19 protein-coding genes are annotated in these 18,306 nt (G+C 59.3%); 7 read left to right on the top strand and 12 right to left on the bottom strand.

Annotation, left to right across the window (positions count from 1 at the left end; genetic code table 11):
- The first annotated feature begins 15 nt into the window (after positions 1–15).
- On the top strand, positions 16–774 hold the full coding sequence (locus tag QZ869_RS01175) for a DUF4261 domain-containing protein (protein WP_296014297.1): 759 nt from the start codon (positions 16–18) through the stop codon (positions 772–774).
- A 130-nt stretch (positions 775–904) separates the two neighbouring features.
- On the opposite strand, the gene QZ869_RS01170 is transcribed toward QZ869_RS01175, so the two are convergent.
- The 10 genes from QZ869_RS01170 to QZ869_RS01125 form a co-directional block, all read right to left on the bottom strand.
- Complete coding sequence (locus QZ869_RS01170; RefSeq protein WP_296014300.1) at positions 905–1,450, bottom strand: terminase small subunit; 546 nt, start codon at positions 1,448–1,450, stop codon at positions 905–907.
- Between the two features lie 587 nt (positions 1,451–2,037).
- The gene (locus tag QZ869_RS01165; RefSeq protein ID WP_296014301.1) at positions 2,038–3,174 is read right to left on the bottom strand and encodes a Fic/DOC family N-terminal domain-containing protein; all 1,137 of its coding nucleotides are present in this window, start codon (positions 3,172–3,174) and stop codon (positions 2,038–2,040) included.
- Positions 3,175–3,551: 377 nt separating this feature from the next.
- Positions 3,552–4,112, bottom strand: coding sequence for a hypothetical protein (locus tag QZ869_RS01160; protein ID WP_296102093.1), 561 nt, complete (start codon positions 4,110–4,112; stop codon positions 3,552–3,554).
- Complete coding sequence (locus QZ869_RS01155; RefSeq protein ID WP_296102091.1) at positions 4,109–4,519, bottom strand: hypothetical protein; 411 nt, start codon at positions 4,517–4,519, stop codon at positions 4,109–4,111. The genes QZ869_RS01160 and QZ869_RS01155 overlap by 4 nt, the downstream gene beginning before the upstream one ends.
- Complete coding sequence (locus QZ869_RS01150) at positions 4,516–5,154, bottom strand: hypothetical protein (protein ID WP_296102090.1); 639 nt, start codon at positions 5,152–5,154, stop codon at positions 4,516–4,518. Before QZ869_RS01150 ends, QZ869_RS01155 begins: the two co-directional genes overlap by 4 nt.
- On the bottom strand, positions 5,147–5,620 hold the full coding sequence (locus QZ869_RS01145; protein ID WP_296102088.1) for a DUF1376 domain-containing protein: 474 nt from the start codon (positions 5,618–5,620) through the stop codon (positions 5,147–5,149). Before QZ869_RS01145 ends, QZ869_RS01150 begins: the two co-directional genes overlap by 8 nt.
- A gap of 10 nt (positions 5,621–5,630) precedes the next feature.
- Positions 5,631–5,837 carry a hypothetical protein gene (locus QZ869_RS01140; RefSeq protein WP_296075516.1) on the bottom strand — a complete coding sequence of 69 codons (207 nt, stop codon included), beginning with the start codon at positions 5,835–5,837 and terminating at the stop codon, positions 5,631–5,633.
- A gap of 361 nt (positions 5,838–6,198) precedes the next feature.
- Positions 6,199–6,330: a hypothetical protein gene (locus tag QZ869_RS01135; protein WP_296014311.1), complete on the bottom strand. Its 132-nt coding sequence runs from the start codon at positions 6,328–6,330 to the stop codon at positions 6,199–6,201.
- A complete protein-coding gene (locus tag QZ869_RS01130) occupies positions 6,327–6,557 on the bottom strand; it encodes a hypothetical protein (protein WP_296102087.1) in 231 nt (76 codons plus the stop codon). The genes QZ869_RS01135 and QZ869_RS01130 overlap by 4 nt, the downstream gene beginning before the upstream one ends.
- Complete coding sequence (locus tag QZ869_RS01125; RefSeq protein WP_296102086.1) at positions 6,550–6,729, bottom strand: hypothetical protein; 180 nt, start codon at positions 6,727–6,729, stop codon at positions 6,550–6,552. Before QZ869_RS01125 ends, QZ869_RS01130 begins: the two co-directional genes overlap by 8 nt.
- A gap of 420 nt (positions 6,730–7,149) precedes the next feature.
- Between QZ869_RS01125 and QZ869_RS01120 the strand changes: the two genes are divergently transcribed.
- A complete protein-coding gene (locus QZ869_RS01120; protein ID WP_296014315.1) occupies positions 7,150–7,749 on the top strand; it encodes a LexA family transcriptional regulator in 600 nt (199 codons plus the stop codon).
- A gap of 233 nt (positions 7,750–7,982) precedes the next feature.
- Entirely contained in the window at positions 7,983–8,351 is a 369-nt protein-coding gene (locus QZ869_RS01115; RefSeq protein ID WP_296014316.1) for a hypothetical protein, read from the top strand.
- A gap of 67 nt (positions 8,352–8,418) precedes the next feature.
- On the opposite strand, the gene QZ869_RS01110 is transcribed toward QZ869_RS01115, so the two are convergent.
- Positions 8,419–8,802 carry an acyl-CoA thioesterase gene (locus QZ869_RS01110; RefSeq protein WP_296014318.1) on the bottom strand — a complete coding sequence of 128 codons (384 nt, stop codon included), beginning with the start codon at positions 8,800–8,802 and terminating at the stop codon, positions 8,419–8,421.
- 342 nt (positions 8,803–9,144) lie between these two features.
- Between QZ869_RS01110 and QZ869_RS01105 the strand changes: the two genes are divergently transcribed.
- Positions 9,145–9,351, top strand: a complete 207-nt coding sequence (locus QZ869_RS01105; RefSeq protein ID WP_296014319.1) for a hypothetical protein — start codon at positions 9,145–9,147, stop codon at positions 9,349–9,351.
- A 63-nt stretch (positions 9,352–9,414) separates the two neighbouring features.
- Here QZ869_RS01105 and QZ869_RS01100 read toward each other — a convergent pair whose 3' ends face one another.
- A complete protein-coding gene (locus QZ869_RS01100; protein ID WP_296102543.1) occupies positions 9,415–11,175 on the bottom strand; it encodes an ABC transporter ATP-binding protein/permease in 1,761 nt (586 codons plus the stop codon).
- Between the two features lie 415 nt (positions 11,176–11,590).
- Between QZ869_RS01100 and QZ869_RS01095 the strand changes: the two genes are divergently transcribed.
- Genes QZ869_RS01095 through QZ869_RS01085 form a run of 3 tightly spaced genes read left to right on the top strand, consistent with a single transcriptional unit; the run spans position 11,591 to position 18,224 of the window.
- On the top strand, positions 11,591–14,920 hold the full coding sequence (locus QZ869_RS01095; protein ID WP_296102084.1) for a DUF2126 domain-containing protein: 3,330 nt from the start codon (positions 11,591–11,593) through the stop codon (positions 14,918–14,920).
- Between the two features lies 1 nt (position 14,921).
- Complete coding sequence (locus QZ869_RS01090) at positions 14,922–17,339, top strand: circularly permuted type 2 ATP-grasp protein (protein WP_296014322.1); 2,418 nt, start codon at positions 14,922–14,924, stop codon at positions 17,337–17,339.
- Between the two features lie 3 nt (positions 17,340–17,342).
- The gene (locus tag QZ869_RS01085; RefSeq protein WP_296102083.1) at positions 17,343–18,224 is read left to right on the top strand and encodes a transglutaminase family protein; all 882 of its coding nucleotides are present in this window, start codon (positions 17,343–17,345) and stop codon (positions 18,222–18,224) included.
- The last annotated feature ends 82 nt before the right edge of the window (positions 18,225–18,306 follow it).

Below are 18,306 nucleotides of genomic sequence, written 5' to 3'. Positions count from 1 at the left end.
ACGAAGAGCTCCGCGATGACCGTACTCATCTTCCTGGCTGAAAAAGACCTTTCAGACCTCGGAAAGCTTGAAGGGCTGCTTCAAAAAACTTTTACCGACATGGAATTTCCTTTAAACGGACCATCAACTGGCGCCAAGTTCCCCTATCTGTTCAAAACGGAAGGTGTTCTCTGCACCATGATGCACATGGAGGCGCCAGCCCCACTCCGTTCATCGGATCCAGAAATTAGGAACGCCGTTCTCTGGCCAAATGCATGGGACGATATCCGCAAGCATCAGGCGCATCTCGTAATTTCCGTAGCCGGAGGAAACAGTCCGTATAACCGCGCTATAGTGTTACAGCGGATCGTCGGTGCGGTCTTTGAAGTTGAACCCAGTGCGATTGGAACAGCCTACCCGTATTCTGGTGCTCTGCTTTCAAAGAGAGCCGTAGGTGCCGCTTTGACGAGCTACGAGCATGTATGCGCTCCACTTTTCATTTCATGCTTTTTTGCTCGTGAGCCACCAGGCACCGTCTCGGATACTGGTATTTCTGTCTCGACTAAAGGGTTATCAGAGTTTGGCTTAATGGATGTTGAAGCCCGTCACTTTACTGGCTCGGTTCATGAACTCCATCAATTCATTTTCTGCCTTGGCGGTTATCTGATTGAGGAGCGTCCCAACATCCGGGATGGTGATACTATTGGCTTGAGTGCAGAACAAAAGATTCAGGTTAAATTCGAGCGTTCGATGTACTATCCGCACATTGTCTATAGGCTGTATTTTCCACACTAGTTAACCTCGTAGGATTTGATTGGTCGCGAAGCCTGAAGAGGCGGCGTACTGCAAAATGGATTCTCCACGAATGACAGTGGAGTAGGGTAGGAGCTCTGGCAACCAACGGGAAAACCCGGCAATAAAACCGTCACTCCAAAGCGCGCGCCTTGGCCCGCGCCAACCGCTCGGCCAGCGACCCGCTAACCTCAACCTCGACCTTCTCCCGAAACGCCTGCACATCGATATGCTTGCCGATCAGCTCCAGCCGCTTGATCCGGTCACTGAGCTTCACCTGAGACACCCGCCCGATCGCCTCACGGCTCTCGCCGCGCCCTTCGAACAATTCCTTGACCTCAACCGCCGCCACCAGCCCCTGCCGCCAGATCAACGGCCACTGATCGACCGGCTTCAGCCCGCCATTCTCATTATAAAGATCGGCAATATCAGCCAGCGCCTCTTCGGCCAGCCGCGACAGCAACCAATCCGCATGGATCTGCGTGCGCTTCGAGCGCTCGAGCTTCGCCTTGTCGATCGCAGCCCTGATCTCGGCATTCTGCAATAGCTTCCAAGCTCCTTTGTCGGAAAACGAACGGCTATACCCCGCCCGGATTGCAGCGTGGGCGGCGTTCAGATCGAGCAGATACTCCTCAACGAAAAGGCACTGCCGCGGATTTAATGGCCGTGGTGTGTTCATAGGAGGTCATTCCGTGCCAGCGGTCCACTGCGTCGTGCATCAAGGCTTGGATCTCAGGCCGTGCCGTAGAAGCAACCTGAGCGACACACTGGCAACGCTGAGCCAACTGGCTAAAAAGAAAGATCGGAAACGAAGGCGGGAGGAAAGAGGCTTCGAGGCAAAAGCCGCCCATCGATACAAGTGGCCCCGAAACGCAAAAAGCGACCCGAAGGCCGCTCCCAAATACAATTCTTCGAATATGAAGACATGTCATTTATCGCTATTTCGGGAAGAAAAGTCAAACGCTAAAATCCTCAAAACTCAAAAATCTTCTAAAGCTCTGAAAAATATATTTTAAAATCCACTGATCCAAAGGACGATTTGTATAGAGAACCCGCTTTGACGGCTGGTGCGACATTCATCGTCAGTAGCGGCAGGCATTTCGAGCATCCTGCCGACAAGGCGTTCGGCATATCGGTGATGAGAGCCGGAGATTTCGCGGCGGAATTGACGAGAAGGAGACAATCAACATGAGCACCTATCTCCTCAGATTTTGACCTTTGCTTTCACGGCCTCTGCAAGCGGTAGCAAAGGTCAAAAGCAGACCATTAGTCACGAACGATCTGCAAAAGCGGCTCAAAACTATAGAGCGCTGGCCGTCGACCGGCAGCAGGCTCAAGAGTCCGTATCAGCCCGCGTTCGGACAAGATGCGCGTGAACCGGTGAGCGGAGGGTCCAGGAATTCCAGATTTTTTGGTGAAAACGTTATTCCTGAAAACTGGACGCGAAAAAAGGAAGTCCAGAGCCGCTGTGCTCCACTGCGATGTCAGGAGTTGCGGAAACTCTTTTTTCAGCTCTTCGTAAAGGTCGCGAATCCGTTCGGCTGTTGCCAGGTTTTTTTGCGCCTGGGCTTCCAAGGCTTCGAGAAAGAAAATGATCCACTCGGTCCAAGCCCCCGACTTGGACACGTCACGCATAAGATCGATATATTCATCGCGGCGATCTTCAAAATAGCTACTGATATAGAAGTGCGGCGCGGAGATCGCTCCGGCTTTCCAAAGCATGAGGGTGATCAACATCCGCCCAATTCTGCCATTACCGTCTTTGAACGGATGCAGGGCCTCGAACTCCAGATGAGCGACTGCCGTCTTGATGAGAATCTGCCAGTCATCCGAGTCGATGAACGCGAAAAGACGATCCATGCCATCTTGAAGTTGTTCGGGTCGCATTGGCACGAAATGAACTTTGCGGCGCATTCGATCGGCGAGATAATTTTGCTCCGTCTTATACTCGCCGGGGGATAGATGCGCGCCGCGACCGAAACCAAGAAGAACGCGATGCGCGCTTTTTACGAGAAAGCCGGACAGTGGCGCTCCCTGCTCCATACTGCGCTGGGCGGCTGACAGGGCGCGAGTGTACAAAAAGACCTCAATCGCTTCATTACGATAGTGGCCACCCGTCTCGTCACCGCTTTCTTCCTGATCGGCTTCATATCGCAACACTTCGTCGAGCGTACTGACCGTGCCTTCCATACGGGAAGACACAACGGCTTCTTGATTTCTCAAGGGCGCCAGCAGAATCTCGCTATTATGCATGCTCTTGAGCATTTGATCGTAGCGCGCCAGAGCAGCGGATGCGGATGCCACCGTCGTAATGAGTCTGCCAGCATCGATGGACCGCGGTGGAAACTGATCATAGTGATATTCGACCGCTTCAGAGAGGTCCAAGCCTGGGCGCTGCGCCATTGTGATGTCCGAGTTTCAGGATTCTTGACGTATCAGCTACGATGTAATGCCTGATCACGGAGCCGTTGTCTATCAAGAATGGTTATTTTTGATAGACAACACGGTTTGATGTGCATCTGTATCACTCAAACCCATTTGATTTTCAAAATACCGGATTATTGATAGTCAAATCCTTTTGCGTATCACGCATGCGAGACAAGCCGGTTTGTCTTTCAAAAAGCGACAATTTTGAAAATCAACCTCTTCTATGCACCGGATCGTTGTTCATCCGGCGTGGGAAGCCACTTGAAGCTATGTAAGGGCTTCTCGCATAGCCCATAAAATTGGCGTGGCGAGGGCGACGCGAACGCCGCCGCCTTCAAGACTTTTCACCCCAATCAAACCCCAAAAAACCGCGCCAGCACATTGCACACCACGCGCAGATCCCCCAGCATATGGTGCTGCCGCTCGCCCTTGATCACGCAGAAATCCAGCGCCGCCCAGAGGTTCTGGCGTAGCTCGTTCTGTGCGGTCTGGATGGTTTTGCGGCATCCGTCATAGCGGGCGATCACCGCCTTGCACCATTTCTCGTAATCCTCGCTGATCGTCTGGGAGGGCGTGCTGCGCTCGCTTTTGTCGCGCTCCCCATCCGGCGCCTTGATTGCCATCATGTAGGATTGGCGCAGTTCCAGAAACCGCACCGCGCCCTCATACTGGTCATCGCTCAGACCATCGCGTTTGCCGAGCATGTTCAGCGTGCCGATATAGGTTGCGGCCCGCGGATCCCTCGCCTCTTCCATGGTCATGCCCATGCGGCTTGCCCGCGCCTTCAGCGCCACGCTGTCTGCCGGAGCGTGGGCACGGCCGGATCGTGAGATACGACCATTGGGCTCACGCGCCACATTGATCACCTTGCGCCGTCCGCGCTTCTGCTTCAGTTTTTCTGCCTTGCTGGTCATGCTGCTCGTCCTTCCGATGTTGCGTCACAAAGATCGTTTGATGTCGTTTCTGCGGGATAGTTCGCGGCTTCACCCGCCGCCGCTTGCGCCTTCGCCTTGCGGTAGAGATGCAGAATGGAGGTGTGGTCGCGGCGCATGAAGCGGGCGATCTGTGGGTAGGTCTTGCCCAGCGCATCGCGAAAATGGACCACCATCTCCATGCGGATCCGCACCAGCCAGCGTGCGCGCACGTCGCTGCGCACCAGTTGCAGCGTGGCGTCCGGGTGCTTTTCGAGAACAAAGCGCGCCGCATCCGCCATGCTGTCGCGGGCGCGCGCTTCCAGCGGGCTGACGAGGCGCAGAAACCCGTCCACGCGGCTCGTCTGGATCAGGGTGAAACTCAGTTGCGTTTGCGGATAGATGTTCATCGTCTGGCGTCCTTGCCGATACGTGTCTGAGAAATCTTCGAAGGGTGCTGCTGTGTCTTCTTCATCGCATCCAGCACCGCCTGCGCTTGCGCGCTGATCGCGCCATGCGGTCGGGAAAGCTTCACCGGCGCCCCGGCACGCGCCTCAGCCACAATCGCCCTCACCCGCGCCTTCACCGCCGGATCGGCCCGCTCGATGGCAATCAGCGCCCGGCGCTTCTCATCCGCCGCACGGTCGAACAGTCGCGAGGCTTCGATGCGCAGCGCATAGCGTTCGGCGTGAAAAGGCGCGATGATGGCTCTCGCCTGCTTGCCGAACTCGGCACAGGTCGGCACGAACTGGCCGGTGTGGTTGGCAACACGCCCAGCCATAAAATCATTGGCCGCCTCGCACACCGCCCATTCCGGCAGATCGGCGCAGACGCCGCGAAACTCCCGGCCAAAACCCGCCACGTCCATGCCCGGCTGCGGTCGAAACTGGCCAATCAGCCGCAATGCGGTATCGCGAACGGTCTCAGCTGCAGCAGGCGCAAGCAGCCGGTCGATTTCCTGCACCCGCAGGGCAATCTGCCGCGCACGCTCGCGATACCGCTCCGGCAAGCGGTCGAACTGATCTTGGGCAATGAGGTCAAACATCCTGGAAAGCCTCCATCAAAACATCGCGGGATGATTTTTTCGGCGCCGCCGCGCCTTTAGAAAAATCGCCAGATTTTTCTTCTATGGCTGTGACTCTGGAAGCAGTGCTTCGGCTCTGCGCCCGCAATGCCTTCGCATCGCTGTTTTTCTCAGCCTTCCAACGGGTTACTGCGCTATCCCTGGCTTTCGCCTTGCGCTCCATGGCCTTTTCCCGCTCCAGCCGAAGGCGCTTCTGCACCCATTTTTTCCGCCGCTTGTCGAGCTTCCAGAACGCCATCACCACCGGCTTCATCGCCCGCCACTTGGCTGGCGAAACCTTGGCCTGCAGCGCCAGCAACGCGTCGTCGTCAACAAGCGAACAATCGGGTGAACGCCACGCCTGGAAGAGCAGCAGCAGATAGGCACCATGCTGCTCGGTGGTCAGATGCACCGTGTCGGCGAGATAGGCATCGGTCCAGAACGGCATGAAAGGCAGGTTAGCCATTGGCATTCTCCCCGCGCATCGCAGGCACGCCCCAGGCGTCCTTACCGGGGTGATACTTGATCACCGCCACATTCGCCGCCCGGCTTTCCTCGCGAAGCCGGGCAAGCTCGTTGTAAACATCGGCTTCCGTGCGCCCCAGAATGTAGGCGATCTCGGCGGTGTCATAGCCGGAGCGGAAAAGTGTTAGTGCCTTGCTCATGCGTAATCTCGCTTCTCGCCATAAGGCGGCAAAGGTCTCCCGCCGTCTGAACCGGTGGCGCAGACGTCCAGGCTTGGTCTTGGCAATGGTGATCTCCCGCCGCACCATCACGGCGCGGTCGAGGCGCGTCAGGCCGAAAGCTCGGCGCTCCGGCTCAAAGTCTGCCTCCCGACAAGCACATCCAACCGTCCACTTGGGACGGCAAAGGCTTCGAGGTAGGAAGGGGTTGGGCTGACGGCCCGGGGAGGACAAGCCGTCAGCCCGCTTTTGATCGCCGGAGAGGAGAAGCGATCAAAACCTGTGATGCGGCGGCAGAACCGCCGAAACCTGATATGCAGTCATGCGGCAAACACTCCGGCCTTCACGCCGCCAGCCGTTCCCGGTTGATGCGCTCCACCTCGCAAAGAAGCTCGGCCTCCAAGGCCTCGATGTCGATGCGCACATCTCCATCGTCATGCGTCGCTGCAGGATGCGCAGTGCTGCGTGTCGTCATAGCCGCGCCGCCTCTTCGATTGTCAGCAGCGCGCAAACCGGTCGGGCAAAGGTCACCGTGATCCTGATCAACGTGTTCCAAACCGGCCCGCGCTCGATCAGGTCACGCAGCTCGTCCAGTTCCTCGATGGCGTATTCGACATCGACGACACCTGCGTCGCTTCGATACTCGGCCACCGCCTTCCAGCGCGCCACGCCCAGACCGGGCTTTTCCAGAACGTCACTCATGCTCTTTCCCTTCCCGTATTTCGACCGGCGTCACCGCTCCGCAAGCGTCGCAGAACCGCTCGATCTGGTGTTCGATGGAAAGCGGACGCCGGCATTCGCGGCAGCCGATGTAACTCTGCTGAAACGCGGCGCGGCGCGCCTGCGTGGATGCTTCGATACGAACGGAACTCATGCGCGCAAATCCTCCTTCAAGGGAAAGCCCCGCCTTCGCCCCGCCCCGATGCCTGAGAGCAGACGGCCCGGCAAAAGACGCTTCCGCCTTTCGCCTCAGCGCGTGCCGCTCACCAAAGACATCGGGGCGCAGGTCCAGACGAGGGACAAACCCATCCCCCGCCATTCGCAAAGCAGACACCGCCTCACCCGCAACCGCTGGCGTCACGCAGACGTGCCCGGCGTCGGGCAGCGGCGGCAAAAGCAACGGCTTGTCACAGCTGCTTGCCGCAGCAAGCCCGGCTTGAAAGCCACATGCCTCGGCGGCATGGTTGATGTGATGACGAAATCTGTTCATACAAGAAAACTAGTAAAAATCCGGGCGCCCGTCAACTAGTTTCCTTGTGTGCTTTTCCACAAGCGTTCTGGTAATAACTAAGCCATGGGAATTATTGGCGAAAATCTGAAGTCGATCAGGAAGATCAAAAATCTTTCGCAGGCGAAAGTTGCGGAACTGTCTGGCGTCAGCCAGCAGCTCATCTCGCAGCTCGAGACCGGCTTGACCGAAAAGACCACAGAGCTTCCTGCTCTCGCCCAGGCGCTCGGCGTCGGCGTCCATGAGCTCGACCCATCCTACACGCCGGATGCGGAGGGCATTCCCACGTTAAGCGTGCCCTATCTCGCCTGGGTCAGCGCCGGCGCCATGATCCGCGATGACATTGCCGATGAAGCGCTTGGCCTCATCCGCGTGGCGGATTTGCCGGCATCCGGAGACTGGATCGCCTTGAAAGTCATAGGAGATTCCATGGATCGGATATCCCCGCCCGATTCCGTCATCTTCGTCGATCGCAGCGACCGCAACCTCGTGCCCAATGGCTGCTATGTCATTTCAGACGTGGAAGGCAACGCCACATATAAGCGCTACCGCTCAGGCCCCATGCGCTTCGAGCCGGTTTCGACCAACCCGCAGCATGAGCCGATCTTCCCGGACAACGATCCCATCATCGTCGGCCGCGTCCGCCGCTCGATCATCAACATGTAAAGCATTTGGGAGGACAGCCCTCCCGATCCTGGACCACCCCTGCCTGACGGCGGCTGCCACGCAAGGCCCTGCGCACCACCGCGATTCCCTCTTTGTTCTCATAACTACTAGTTTTCTTGTTGACAGAACTACTAGTATTATAGTAGATGTTGCTCGCTCATCAGGGGGTAAGACGACTCGGGGATCGAGCAGTGAATCCTCCAGCGAGACAGCGATGACGAGGAGGTTCTCCCATGACCGCACCTGGCTACATCATCGGAAAAGACGAGATGCTGCTCATTGCCACCCGCTGGCGCGATGGCGATACGGTTCTTCTGGAAATGCCGGTGCGCCTTTACAAGGCGCAAGAAATCCAGGCGCTCATCGATGAAACGACCTCCGAAAACTGCACGGTAATTGGCGTCGATCTTTACGACTTCAAGGCCAAGAAGGGCATGTCCATCGCCGAGGATTTCGATCTCCGCTCCTTCACCGAGCGAGAGGAAGACCGCAGGGAAGAAGAGGCACGCGACGAGATCGCTCGACACCGACGCCTGCGCCACGGCACCGGCCTCTACAATACGCTGAACCATGTGCAGCAGGACATCCAGTCGCGGGCGTAATCAGGACGCCCCAACCACTGACCGACATCGCCAACACACGCAGCCAAGCACATCGAAGGCAAAACCCTCACCCCTTCACCGGCCTCGGGTTGCCCGCCTCGTCCACCGCCACCATGATGAAGATCGCTTCCGTCACCTTGTCGCGGGATTGCTGCGAGTGGCGGCGCGTCCAGGCCTCGATCTTCAGCGTGATCGATGTGCGGCCGATCTTTTCGATACGGGTGTAGACACACAGCGTATCGCCGATCTTGACCGGCTTCTTGAAGATGATCTCGTTGACGGCAACGGTCACGGTGCGCCCGCCTGCAGCGTCATTGGCGCGAACGAATGCGGCAAGGTCCATCTGCGACATCACCCAGCCGCCAAAAATATCCCCTGCGGGATTGGCGTCGGCCGGCATGGCAAGCGTCCGCAGTGTCAGTTCCATATCGGTAGGGGGTTGGGTATCCATGAGCTTAAACCTCTTGATCGCGCACCTCCCAGTGCCGCGATACCCTATTCGCCCGCCCCCCGAAAAGAGCCATTTCGTCGTGGCTGGTTTTCGTTTCCGGCATGCCGGCCTTGGCACGCCTCAACAACACCGCATGTTGAAATCGATCCGCGCCAATAACAAGCCTCGTTTGCGGATGTTGCTATGCGCACATCGAAATAGAGCCGCATGTCACATTCCGCCGAATCGCATTAATACTGGGGCGCACAAGTTTCGGTAACGCTTCATTAACTATAGTGGGTCAATCTATTAATGAATTAGCGTGTGTTCACATACTTCCAGATGCAGGGCGGGGCTCTAAAAATGGCATATGACTGGAGTGGGAATGACATCAAGCAAAGGCATTATGACCGCGTGATCGTGGCTGCCTTGCTTACCCTCGTATCGATTGCGGTCACGGCACCTTTCATGCTGCATTTCGAAACCGACATGACGGCGAAAGCGCAGGCCGAAAACCGCGCGCCGATCATCATCGAAGAGGCCCGGACTATTCGCCTCGCGCGGTCTTGACGCGAGTATTGACAGCAAGAAAGCGCTCAGACAGCGGGTTCGGACAATGGGTCGAGCCCGTCTTTACAGCTGCTGCTCCAGATCCAGATGGAGCGTTCGCGGCGACATCGTTTCCATAAAGGCTTCCGATCGCCCGATATAGACGACCGCCGTGTCGCGCATGCCATTCAGAACCGCCACCAGCCGGTCGATCGTGTGCTTCTCCAAACCTTCCAGAAGATCGTCGATGAACAGCCAGCGCGGCTTCAACAGCAATGCATTGGCCACCCGGACACAGGCTTGCTCGTCGGAATCGAACTTCTGGTCCCAGCGGATCGCGTCGTTCATCTTCGGAATGATGTGGCCAAGGCCACAGGCTTCCATGGCGGCCAGAAACTCGTCTTCCTTGAATTTCTGCGGCGCACGCGGATAGGACAGGATCTCGCGCAAGGGTGCCGCCGGCATGTAGCCGTGCTGGGCAATAAACAGTATCTCTTCGCGCGGCGGTACGGTGATCTTGCCGCGCCCCCAGGGCCATAGCCCGGCAATCGCGGCAAAGAATAGCCGCCGGTTCACGCCCTGGTCGCCATTGATCATCACCCGGTCGCCAACCGCAATTTCCACCGGGTCTTCGCGCAGGCGGAAGGTGCGCCGTCCATCCTGCCCTCCGGCATCGGGAATGATCTCGATGGCCGAAAGCCGCACGATATCGGTGGCCACGCGCTCCACCTCGATGGCATTGCCATGGCGCTCCACACTGTCCATCTGGATCAGCGCGTGACGGAAGATCGAAACGCGCTGCAGCGTCGCCTTCCAGCTGGCGATCGGGCCGAAATTGTCGATATACCAGCGCAGCGCCACATTCACCTGGTTGAAGGCGCCCACCGCCATCATCAGCCCACCGAAGGTGAGGTTGCCGGAAAAATAGACGGGCGCGGCAATCAGGATCGGCGCGACGATGGCAAGCCAGCCATAACCGGCAGACACCCAGGTCAGATGCGTGAGCGCCATGGCAAGCCCACGGATCACGCCCAGCACCGCATCGATATCGCCGCGAATGCGGTGACGCTCGTTCTTTTCACCGCGCGAGAGCGTGATGGCGGTAAGGTTTTCGCTGGCGCGCATCAAGGAGAAGCGAAGCTCGGCTTCCTTCGAGTAGCGCTCGGCATTCAGTGGCACCAGCCGGTAGCCGACAAGGTTGGAAAGCAGCGAGGCAGAGCCCGCATAAAGCAGCGCCGCCCAGACCATATAACCCGGTATCGCCACCATCTTTCCGCCGATTTCCAGCGCAAAGCCAGCGGAAAGCCCCCAGAGAACGCCAATGAAGCTGACGAGGATGATGGTGGCGTTGACGAGACCGATGGCAAGTGCCGTGCTGCTTTCGGCCAGGTTGCGCACATCGTCATGCAGGCGCTGATCGGGGTTGATGGCAATGGTGCCGAAGCTTGCAAGCTTGGCGGCGCGGCCGGGCTTCAGCCACTGATCCACCATGTCTTTCGCCAAGCCCTCGCGCATGTTCAGCGCCGTCATCTGGTTCAACCAGGTCTGGAACACGTTGAGCAGCAGCAGGCAACCGGCAATGATGGCGAACACTTCCAGCTGGTGGATGAAGGCGTTGATATCGCGCCGCTCCAGCGCGTTGTAGAAGGGCGCATTCCACTCGTTCAGCTTCACCTGCCCATAGGCGGTCACGAGGATGATGGTCAGCAATCCGCAGGCCAGCAGGATAAGCCGTCCTCGCACGGGAGAGCCCCAGAACGCATTGCCCATCATGCGCAATTGCGAGCGGAAATTGAGATCGAAAAGCGCATAAGCGGCTTTCTCTTCCGGAGAATTTCCCTGCACTGTCAATGGACCGCCACTTTCTGAAATCGTCGAATCACAACAGCTTACAGCAATCAACTGTCGACCTCTCGGATGACAGCAATATCACTCCGCCCGCCCTTGTCCACACAACCCCGAAGTGTTGCCTGAAATACCGCCGCATCGAATGCGCTACCGGGTCGAAATGTTCCTTGCATTATTTGCGTGCATTGCACAAAGTCGATGCAACAGAGGGGGGCGGAACAATCCGCAAATGCCGGTAAATAAAGGCGAAGGGCGAGAACGCGATGATAGTTTTGAAATGGCGTGAGACGATCTGGATGTGGGACTGGGCGAAACACGCAGACGATACGGTCAGTATCGCCGAGGCTTTTTAACGAAGTCACCCGCCAAACCGGCCACGCCATTTCAGTATCATAATCGGGACCTCGCCCTCATGTCGATCAAGGCCAGCATCTATCACCTGACGCATTACAAATACGACCGCCCGGTTCGGCTGGGACCGCAGATCATCCGGCTGAAGCCCGCGCCGCATTCGCGCACGAAGGTCATCAGCCACTCGCTGAAGGTCACGCCCTCCAATCACTTCGTCAATCTGCAGCAGGATCCTTACGGCAACTTCCAGGCTCGGTTCGTCTTCCCCGATCCGGTCACCGAGTTCAAGATCGAGGTCGATCTCGTCGCGGATATGACGGTCTACAATCCTTTCGATTTCTTCGTCGAGGAAAGCGCTACCAAATGGCCCTTCGATTATCCCGAGACGTTGAAGGACGACCTGTCGATCTACCGCAAGCCGGAAGAGACAGGCCCACTGTTCGATGCGCTGATGGCGACCATCGACAAGACCCCCGGCCAGACGACCGTCGATATGGTCGTCGGCATCAATGCAAGGCTCCAGCAGGAGATCGGTTACGTCATCCGCATGGAGCCAGGCGTCCAGACACCGGAAGAAACGCTTCTGTCTGGCAAGGGCTCTTGCCGCGATACCAGCTGGCTTCTGGTGCAGGTGCTGCGCCGCTTGGGTCTCGCCGCCCGCTTCGTGTCGGGCTATCTCATCCAGCTGGCACCGGATCTGAAGGCGCTTGACGGACCATCGGGTACGGAAGTGGATTTCACCGATCTGCACGCATGGGCGGAAGTTTATCTGCCGGGCGCTGGCTGGGTCGGGCTTGATCCGACATCCGGGCTTCTCACCGGCGAAAGCCATATTCCGCTGTCGGCCACCCCCCATTATCGCAATGCCGCTCCCATCTCCGGTGGCTATTTCGGTGAGGCCAATACCGCATTCGACTTTGACATGAAGGTCACGCGGGTGGCAGAACATCCGCGCATCACCAAGCCGTTTTCGGATGAAAGCTGGGAAGAACTGAACGCGCTGGGCGAGACCGTGGACCGGGTGCTGACCGCGCAGGACGTGCGCCTTACCATGGGCGGCGAGCCGACCTTCGTCTCCATCGATGATTTCGAATCGGAAGAATGGAACACCGGCGCTGTCGGCCCCACCAAGCGGCAGAAGGCCGACATCCTGATCCGCAAGCTGCGCGAGCGCTTTGCCCCCAATGGCTTCCTGCATTACGGCCAGGGCAAGTGGTATCCGGGCGAAAGCCTGCCGCGCTGGACCTTTTCGCTCTATTGGCGCAAAGATGGCAACCCCGTCTGGCGCAATGCCGATCTCGTGGCTGAGGAGGGCAAGGATACAGGCGTCAGCGCCGTCGATGCCGAACGGCTCCTCACCTCGATTGCCGGCCATCTGGGAATCGAGCCCGATCTGGTGCTTCCGGCCTATGAGGACCCGGCGGAATGGCTGATCAAGGAAGCCAATCTCCCCGACAATGTCGATCCGTCGAACTCCAAGCTCAAGGACCCGGAAGAGCGCAACCGTATCGCCCGCGTCTTCGAACGCGGCCTGACGGAACCGACCGGCTATATTCTGCCCGTTCAGGCCTGGAACGCGCAAAGCTCCGGCCACAAGCGCTGGGTCAGCGAGCGGTGGAAGACACGCCGCGGCAAGATCTTCCTCGTACCTGGCGATAGCGCTGTCGGCTACCGCCTGCCGCTTGGAACGCTCCCCTACATCCCGCCATCGCAGTTCCCCTATATTCACGAGGCAGACCCTTCCATTCCCCGTGGCCCGCTGCCCGATGCCGTGCCGCCTTCGGCGCGTAGCATGCCGGAAGCCTCCTTCCAGGCGGGCGATGCGCCAAACCTTGGCCGCAACGAACAGGTCATCAGCGATATAGCCGGAACGGTGCGCACCGCCCTTTCCGTCGAAGCCCGCGATGGACGCCTTTGCGTCTTCATGCCGCCGGTCGAGCGCATCGAGGATTATCTCGATCTCATCGCATCCGCCGAAGCCGCCGCCACCGATCTCGGCCTGCCCGTCCATATCGAAGGCTATGCGCCACCGCATGACGAGCGCATGAATGTCATCCGCGTCGCCCCAGATCCGGGCGTCATCGAGGTCAATATCCATCCGGCGGCAAGCTGGAAGGACTGCGTCGATATCACCACCGCCATTTACGAGGACGCCCGCCAGTCGAGGCTCGGCGCCGACAAGTTCATGATCGACGGTCGCCACACCGGTACCGGCGGTGGCAACCATGTCGTTGTCGGCGGCGCGAACCCCAATGACAGCCCCTTCCTGCGCCGCCCTGATCTTTTGAAGAGCCTCGTGCTGCACTGGCAGCGCCACCCCTCGCTCTCCTATCTCTTCTCCGGCCTTTTCATCGGCCCTACCAGCCAGGCGCCGCGCATCGATGAGGCGCGCCACGACAGCATGTACGAGCTGGAAATCGCAATGGCGCAGGTCCCGGCTCCAGGTGAAGGCGTTCCCCCGCTCCCCTGGCTGGTCGACCGCCTGTTCCGCAATCTGCTCGTTGATGTCACCGGCAACACCCATCGCTCGGAAATCTGCATCGACAAGCTGTTTTCGCCGGATGGCCCGACGGGTCGTCTTGGGCTGGTCGAGTTCCGTGGCTTCGAAATGCCGCCAAATGCGCGCATGTCGCTGGCCCAGCAATTGCTGGTGCGCGCTCTGATTGCCCGTTTCTGGAAGAACCCAATCGGTGGCAGCTTCGTGCGCTGGGGCACCGCCCTTGCCGATCGCTTCATGCTGCCGCATTACGTCTGGAGCGATTTCCTCGATGTTCTGGCCGATCTTCGCGAACATGGCTTCGACCTCAAACCCGAATGGTTTGCCGCACAGCTGGAATTCCGTTTCCCGTTTTTCGGCGAGGTGGAATATGAGGGCTCCAAGCTCGAACTGCGCCAGGCGCTGGAGCCATGGCATGTGATGGGCGAACAGGGTGCGATCGGCGGTACGGTCCGCTACGTGGATTCTTCCGTCGAGCGCCTTCAGGTGCGTCTCGAAACCGCCAATCCCGCTCGCTACACCGTGTCCTGCAATGGTCGCTCCGTGCCGCTGAAGCAGACGGAAACCTCAGGCGTCTCGGTCGCGGGCGTACGCTTCAAGGCGTGGCAGCCGGCGTCCGGACTGCATCCGGTGCTGCCGGTCAACTCGCCCTTAACATTCGACATTTATGATACGTGGTCGAACAGGTCGATTGGCGGCTGCATCTATCATGTTGCCCATCCGGGCGGGCGCAACTATGACACCTTTCCCGTCAATGGAAACGAGGCGGAAGCGCGTCGCCTGGCGCGTTTCGAACCGTGGGGACATACGGGCGGCCAGTACACGGTCTGGCCGGAAAGCGTGTCGCCGGAATTTCCGCTGACACTCGATCTGCGACGCCCGCAAGGAGTATAAGGTGGCGAAGGCACCTGCAACGGAACGCAAGACCGGAGAGACCAGCACGGACCCCCTGCTGGGCTACCGCGCCCTGCCGGGCGTTGCCGATGAAATGCTGGACATAGAGGGGCGAATTCGCCCGGTCTGGCAGCCTTTCGTCGATGCACTCTCACGCATGGATGAGCGCGAGTTGCACGACCGCTTTTCCCGCACGGATCGTTACCTGCGCGATGCCGGCGTCTTCTATCGCGATTACAGCGCTCAAAGCGGCGGCGGCAGCAGCGAACGCAACTGGCCTATCTCCCACGTCCCGGTCCTCATCGACGATGCTGAATGGCAGGTCGTCTCCAGGGGGCTGATCCAGCGCGCCAATCTTCTCGAAGCCGTGGTGGCCGATATTTATGGAGAAGGCCGGCTGGTGAAGCAGGGCTATGTGCCGCCAGCCCTCATCGCCTCCAATCCGGAATTTCTGCGGCCCATGGTGGGCATCAAGCCCGCCAACGGTCACTATCTGCATTTCTGCTCCTTCGAGATCGGCCGCGGCCCGGACGGCAACTGGTGGGTTCTGGCAGACCGGGCGCAAGCCCCGTCAGGAGCGGGCTTTGCACTGGAAAACCGCGTGGCCACCACCCGCGCCTTTTCCGATATCTATGCCGAGGCCCACGTCCATCGGCTCGCCTCCTTCTTCGGCGCGTTTCGCGATACGTTGCAGTCGCACCGCCAGCACCCTGACGACCGCATTGCGGTTCTCACACCTGGCCCCGCCAGCGAAACCTATTTCGAGCACGCTTATATTGCCCGCTATCTCGGCGTCATGCTACTGGAGGGCGAGGATCTGACCGTCGTCAACAACCGCGTCATGGTGCGCACCGTTGCCGGTCTCAAACCCGTCGGCGTGCTCTGGCGGCGTCTGGATGCGTCTTACGCCGATCCGCTGGAACTCGACCAGAACTCCCATATCGGCACACCCGGCATGGTGCAGGCGCTGCGGGCAGGCGCGCTGAGCATGGTCAATGCGCTCGGCAGCGGCATTCTCGAAACCCGTGCGCTGCTCGCATTCATGCCCGCCATCTGTCGCCACATCCTCGGCGAAGACCTCGCCATGCCCTCGATTGCCACATGGTGGTGCGGCCAACCGACCGAACGTCAGCAGGTGGCCCGCAATATCGAGCGAATGGTCATCGGCCCGGCATACTCGCGCTTGCCCTTCTTCGACGATAACGGCCAGTCGGTGCTCGGCTCGAGCCTACGCGAAACCGCCAAGGATTCGATCAGCGACTGGCTGGCAAGTGACGGCCACAAGCTCGTCGGCCAGGAGGTCGTGACCCTCTCCACCACGCCCGCCTTCGTCGATGGCAAGCTCGTGCCACGGCCCATGAGCCTTCGTGTCTTCGTGGCCCGCACCCAGGACGGCTGGCAGGTCATGCCGGGCGGCTTTGCCCGTATCGGACGCAGCAACGATGTCGCGGCCATTGCCATGCAGGCCGGTGGCCGGGCAGCGGATGTCTGGATCGTCAGCGACAAGCCGGTGGAGCGCACCACGCTTCTGCCGCCGGAAGAAAACTTCACCCGCAACATGCCGGGCAGCCTGCCAAGCCGTGCAGCCGACAATCTCTTCTGGCTTGGCCGCTATATCGAGCGGTCCGAAGGGGCGCTGCGCATCCTGCGCGCCTGGCACGCACGCTACGCTGAATCCGCCGACCCGAAGCAGCCTCTGCTCGCGCATGTGACGGACTATCTCAAGACGGTCGATATCGACGTGAAGGAGGCCATTCCCTCCAGCCTGATCGCCAATATCAACAGCTCCATCTATTCCGCCAGCAACATTCGCGACCGTTTCTCGCCCGATGGCTGGCTGGCGCTCAACGATCTGGCAAAGACCGCCCGCCGCTTCCAGAGCAAGATCCACGCGGGCGACGACGCGACTCATGCCACGACCATTCTGCTGCGCAAGGTCGCAGGCTTTGCCGGTCTCGTGCATGAAAACATGTATCGCTTCACCGGCTGGCGCTTCCTGGCCATCGGTCGCTATCTGGAGCGCGGCCTGCACATGACGCGGCTGCTTGCCCATATGGGTGGCCCGGACGCACCGGACGGCTCCTATGACATGCTGCTCGAAATCGGCGACAGCGTCATGACCCACCGCCGCCGCTACAATGTGAACACGGCGGCTCTCACCGTCATGGATCTTCTGGCGCTCGATCCGCTCAACCCGCGCTCGATCCTCTTTCAGCTGAACGAAATCCGCGCCGAGGTGGAGCAGTTGCCGAACGCTTTCGTTAACGGCCAGATGTCGCCCTTCTACCGGGAAGCGATGCGCATTCATTCCACGCTCGCGGTCATGACGTCGGAGAATCTCGACGGCGATGTCTTCCGCCAGTTGGAGAAGGATCTGGAGCGGCTCTCCGACATTCTCGCGCAAACCTATCTCGGATAGTCGATGCTCTACGATCTCACGCTGCATATGGGCTATATCTACGACACGCTGGCGTCGGGTGCGCGCCACATGATCCGCGTCACCCCGCTCTCCATACCTGGCAGACAGAAACTGGTCGCTTCCGCCCTGACCGTGTCGCCCACGCCGGAGGAGCGCACCGTCTTTGCCGATTTCTTCCAGCAGACTGCCACCTCGATCTATCTCAGAGCACCGCATGACAAGCTGGACATTCGCATGCAGGCCCGCGTGGCTGTGGACAGCCCCTCACCGACCGCCGATCTGTCTCCGCAGCTCAACAAGCTCCAGGCGGAACTGGCCAGCATCAATTCGCTCGATGCGCAGGCACCGCACCATCTGGCGGGTGCCAGCCCGCGCATCGGCGAGGATGCGGCAATCGCGGCCTATGCCCGCGATACGGCCAGACCGGGCATGACCGTGCGCGAAATCGCCTTTGCGCTATGCAAGCGCATCTATGCGGATTTCAAATATGACAGCGAGGCCACCACGGTGGATACGACGCCTATTCAGGCCTTCAAGCTGAAACGCGGCGTCTGCCAGGATTTTTCCCACATCATGATTTCAGCGCTGCGCAGTCTCGGCATTCCGGCGGGCTATGTCAGCGGCTTCCTGCGCACCATTCCGCCACCCGGCAAGGAGCGGCTGGAAGGCGCGGATGCCATGCACGCCTGGGTGCGTGTGTGGTGCGGTGAGGCGGACGGTTACATCGAGCTCGACCCGACCAATGATATCGTCGCCGGCAGCGATCATATCGTCGTCGGCTATGGCCGCGATTATGCCGATGTCGCTCCCGTCATCGGCGTTTTGAAGAGCTACGGCAACCAGAAGATCACGCAGGCCGTGGACGTTGTTCCCGTCAAAGCGTGAATGTGAGCGCGTTTGGAGTAGACGTTGGCCGCAGCGTCTAAGTGTTCGAAACTTGATAACACTTAGAATTACTTAACTTCGT

The sequence above is a fragment of the uncultured Agrobacterium sp. genome, from assembly GCF_913777885.1.
GTDB lineage: Bacteria > Pseudomonadota > Alphaproteobacteria > Rhizobiales > Rhizobiaceae > Agrobacterium.
Note: the sequence above shows the minus strand (reverse complement) of the source record. Positions and strands in the feature narration are given on the sequence as shown.